Origin of the sequence: Actinophytocola sp. (genome assembly GCF_049647105.1) — a bacterium.
GTDB lineage: Bacteria > Actinomycetota > Actinomycetes > Mycobacteriales > Pseudonocardiaceae > Actinophytocola.
Genome location: NZ_JBARWZ010000180.1, coordinates 1 through 4,979, shown reverse-complemented (window position 1 = coordinate 4,979; position 4,979 = coordinate 1). Strand labels below are relative to the sequence as shown.

The 4,979-nt window shown below is 69.6% G+C and carries 1 protein-coding gene and 1 pseudogene; both read left to right on the top strand.

The window, feature by feature from the left end:
- Positions 1 to 27: 27 nt before the first annotated feature.
- A pseudogene (locus WBA97_RS21990) lies at positions 28 to 207 on the top strand (KR domain-containing protein); the annotation flags it as partial.
- Between the two features lie 27 nt (positions 208 to 234).
- Positions 235 to 4,979: beta-ketoacyl synthase N-terminal-like domain-containing protein (locus WBA97_RS21985; RefSeq protein WP_424232773.1), on the top strand; the 4,745-nt coding region annotated here is incomplete at its 3' end.

Below are 4,979 nucleotides of genomic sequence, written 5' to 3'. Positions count from 1 at the left end.
GCTGGTGTTGATCGGCCGGGTGCGGTTGTGGAGCTTTCTGGGGCCGGGTTCGCGGAGGCTGTGGCGGCGAAGGTGTTGGGGGCGCGGTATCTGGATGAGTTGTTGCCGGATGTTGAGGCGTTTGTGTTGTTCTCCTCCATTGCCGGTGTTTGGGGTAGTGGTGGGCAGGGGGCGTATTCGGCGGCGAATGCTTATCTGGACGCGCTTGCCGAGGATCGGCGTCGTCGTGGGTTGGTGGCGACGTCGGTGGCGTTCGGGCCGTGGGCTGGTGCCGGGATGCTCGGTGACGCCGATGGTGCGGCGGAGTACTTCCGTGGTCGTGGCTTGAATGCGATGAGTCCGGCGTTGGCGGTGTCCGCGTTGGCGGCCGCTGTCGATGGTGGTGAGACGTGTGTGACGGTGGCTGATGTTGATTGGGAGCGGTTTGCTGCCGCGTTCACCACCGGCAGGCCCAGCCCGCTGCTCACCCACCTCACGCCCGCCGGGCCGGAACCCGTTGACGAGCGCGTCGGCGGGTGGACCGGACTCACCGGCGACGCGCGTCGCCGCGCCATCGCCGACACCGTGCACACCGAGGTCGCCGCCGTCCTCGGCCACGACGACCCGGGTGCTGTCGAGGTCGACCGGTCGTTCCGTGATCTCGGGTTTGATTCGCTGACGGCGGTGGAGTTGCGGGATCGTCTCGTCGCGGTGACCGGGCTCGCGTTGCCCGCAAGCCTGGTGTTCGACTACCCGAACGCGTCCGCGCTGGTCGACCACCTCGTCACCCGGCTGTTCGGCGGTGCCGAGGACACCGCTGTGGTCGTTGCGGGGCCGGTGGACGACGAGCCGATCGCCATCGTGGGCATGAGTTGCCGTTTCCCCGGTGGGGTCGACTCGCCAGAAGCGTTGTGGGAGTTGGTGTCGGCGGGCGGCGAGGTGATGGGGCCGTTCCCGACCGATCGTGGCTGGGATCTCGACGCGTTGTTCGCCGACGATCCTGATGCCACTGGTACTTCCTCTGTTCGCGTCGGCGGGTTCCTGTCCGGTGCTGCCGGGTTTGATGCCGGGTTGTTCGGGGTTTCGCCGCGTGAAGCGTTGGCGATGGATCCGCAGCAGCGGTTGTTGCTGGAGGCCACGTGGGAGGTGTTCGAGCGGGCGGGGATTGATCCGCGATCGCTCCGGGGTAGCCGCACGGGGGTTTTCGCCGGTACCAACGGACAGGACTACACCAGGCTGACCCTGCTCAACGCCGAAGCACTCGAAGGACACGTCAGCACCGGCGCCGCGGCAAGCGTCATGTCCGGGCGCATCTCCTACGCGTTCGGGCTGGAGGGCCCAGCGGTCACCGTGGACACCGCGTGCTCGTCGTCGCTGGTCGCCCTGCACCTGGCCGCACAGGCTCTGCGGGCCGGTGAATGCTCGCTGGCCGTCGCGGGCGGTGTCACGGTGATGGCCACACCGGGTGCGTTCATCGAGTTCAGCCGCCAGCGCGGACTGGCCGCGGACGGGCGGTGCAAGCCGTTCTCCGCTGAGGCCGACGGGACCGCCTGGTCCGAAGGCGTCGGTGTGCTGCTGGTCGAGCGGCTGTCGGACGCGGTACGCAACGGGCATCAGGTGCTCGCCGTCGTGCGGGGATCCGCCGTCAACCAGGACGGTGCGTCGAACGGGTTGACCGCGCCGAACGGGCCGTCGCAGCAGCGCGTGATCCGGTCCGCGCTCGCCAGCGCCGGACTCGAGGCGGCCGACGTCGACGTGGTCGAGGCACACGGCACCGGGACCCGGCTCGGCGACCCGATCGAGGCGCAGGCGATCCTCGCCACCTACGGGCAGGACCGGGACGTGCCGCTCTGGCTGGGGTCGGTGAAGTCCAACATCGGGCACACCCAGGCCGCGGCCGGTGTCGCCAGTGTGATCAAGATGGTCATGGCCATGAGGACGGGCACGCTGCCCGCGTCGCTGCGGGCCGAAACGCCGTCACCGCACGTGGACTGGTCGGCGGGCGCGGTCGCGTTGCTCGCCGAGGCCCGCGACTGGCCTGCTGACCGGAGCAGGCGGGCGGGGGTGTCGTCGTTCGGCATGAGCGGCACCAACGCGCACGTGATCATCGAGCAGTCACCCGCCGCCGAAACGACAGCGTCCGGCCGAGACCGGGTGGACGTTCCGCTGCCGGTATCCGCGCACACCGCGAACGCGGTCGGCGACCAGATCGAGCGGGTACGCGAGTTCCTGGCCACGGCCGACCCGCGGCGCGTGGACGTCGGCTTCTCCCTGGCGACGACCCGTGCGCGATGGGCACACCGGGCCGTACTCGTCGGCGAGGTCACGGTCACGGGGTCGGTGTCCGACGGCGGTGTGGCGTTCTTGTTCACCGGTCAGGGTTCTCAGCGACTCGGGATGGGTCGGGAACTCTACGAGTCGTTCCCGGTGTTCGCTGCCGCGTGGGATGAAGTGTGTTCGCGGTTGGGGAGTATCCCGGTCGAGGACGAGGTGTTGTTGCGTCGGACTGATGGTGCGCAGGCTGCCATCTTTGCGCTTGAGGTTGCGTTGTTCCGGTTGCTGGAGTCGTGGGGTGTGCGGCCGGATTACTTGCTGGGGCATTCGATTGGTGAGGTTTCGGCCGCGCATGTGGCTGGGGTGTTGTCTTTGGATGATGCTTGCAGGTTGGTGGCGGCTCGTGGTCGTTTGATGGCTGGGTTGCCGTCTGGTGGGGCGATGCTGGCGGCCGAGGTGTCCGAAGAGGACGTTCCGGCTGGTGTCGATGTCGCGGCGGTGAACGGTCCGACTTCGCTTGTGGTGTCGGGGACCGAGGAGGAGATTTCCGCTCTGGAGGAGCGGTGGCGTGCTGAGGGTCGTCGGGTGAAGCGGCTTGTGGTGTCGCATGCGTTCCATTCGCGGTTGATGGAGCCGATGCTGGCGGAGTTCGCCACCGTCGCGGAATCCTTGACGTATCACGAACCTGGGATTCCGTTGCCGGGTGCGGTGACCGATCCGGCGTACTGGGTGCGGCAGGTGCGGGACACGGTGCGGTTCGCTGACGGGATCGCCGCGCTGCGGGAGCAGGGGGTGACGTCGTTCCTGGAGCTGGGGCCGGATCCGGTGCTGTCCGCGCACGTCGACGGCGCCGTCCCCGTGTTGCGGCGCGGCCGGGACGAGGCGGGCACGGTGTTCGCCGCGTTGGGTGCGGTCTGGACGTGGGGTGTCGACGTCGACTGGGGTGCCGTCTACGGGACCTGGGACGCCCGGGTCGTGGACGTGCCGACCTACGCGTTCCAGCACGAGCGGTACTGGGCCGCCGTCCAGGAACCCCTCCTCGGTGCGGCCGTCCCCCTCGCCACCGGGGACGGGATCATCCTCACCGGGCGGTTGTCGGTGTCGGCGCAGCCGTGGCTCGCCGACCACGTGGTGCTCGACGAGGTCATCGTGCCCGGCACCGCGCTCGTCGAGATGGTCCGGCACGCGGGCGACCAGACCGGCCACCCTGCCGTCGACGAACTGACCCTGGAAGTGCCGCTGACACTGCCCGCCCACCGCGCCGTCGACGTGCAGGTGCTCGTCACCGGCCGCGACGTCGCCGTCTATGCCCGCCCCGGCGACACCGCCGACTGGACCCGCCACGCCAGCGGTGTCCTCGCCCCCCAAACGCCACTCCCGGGCAGGGACGACAACGCGTGGCCGCCCGCCGACGCCCAACCGGTCCCGCTCGACGGCCTCTACGATGGCCTCGCCGACGTGGGTCTGCGCTACGGCCCCGGGTTCCGTGGTGTGCGGTCGGTTTGGCGGCACGGGGGCGATGTTCTCGCCGAGGTGGTGTTGCCCGATGTCGCTCAGGCGGCCGGTTTCGGTTTACACCCGGCCCTGCTGGACGCCGCGCTGCACGCCCTCGCCGCCACCGACCTGGCCACCGGCGCGGCCCGGCTACCGTTCTCCTGGTCCGGTGTGGCCCTGCACGCCACCAGGGCCGCCGCGCTGCGGGTGCGGCTCACCCCGGTCGGCACGGACTCCGTCGCCGTGACCGCGACCGACGGCGCAGGCGCTCCCGTGATCACCGTCGACTCCCTGACGTTGCGGCCCGTCGCCGCGGGTCACGCGCGTCCGGTCGACGACGCCCTCTTCATCGTCCAATGGGTGCAGGCGCCCACCGAACCCGTGACCGGCGACGTCGTGCACCTGACCGAGGGCAGCCCGCGCGAGGTCGCGAACCGTGCGCTGGCGATCGTGCGGGAGCGGCTGGCGTCCGACACGGACACCCCACTCGTGCTGGTGACCCGAGACGCCGTCGCTGTGACAGCCGAGTCCGTCGACCCCGCCGCCGCCGGTGGGTGGGGTGTGGTGCGGTCGGCGCAGTCGGAGCATCCGGGTCGGTTTGTGTTGGTGGATACGGATGCCGAGGTTGTGTGGGCTGGTTGTGATGAGCCTCAGGTCGCGGTTCGTGGCGGGGTGGCGTTGGTGCCGCGTTTGGTGCGGTCTGGTGCGTTGCGGTTGCCGGAGGTGCCGGACTGGCGGTTGGGTGCGGTCGTGGCTGGTTCCCTGGACGATCTCGCCTTGGTTCCGGTGGAGCCGTTCGTGCTTGGGCCGCGGGAGGTTCGGCTTGAGGTGCGTGCGGCGGGCTTGAACTTCCGTGATGTGTTGATTGCTTTGGGTACTTACCCCGAGGTCGCGGAGATGGGTTCTGAGGCTGCGGGTGTGGTGGTCGAGGTCGGTGCCGAGGTGGCTGACTTGGTGCCGGGTGATCGGGTGTTTGGTTTGGTGTCGGGTGGGTTTGGGTCGTGTGCGGTGGCGGATCGGCGGTTGGTGGCGCCGGTGCCCGCGGACTGGTCGTTTGCTGAGGCGGCGTCGGTGCCGATGGCGTTCCTGACCGCTTATTACGCCTTGGTTGATTTGGCGGGGGTGCGGGCTGGCGAGCACATTCTTGTGCATGCCGCTGCGGGTGGTGTGGGGATGGCGGCGGTTCAGGTGGCTCGTCATCTGGGTGCTGAGGTGTTCGGGACGGCGAGTCC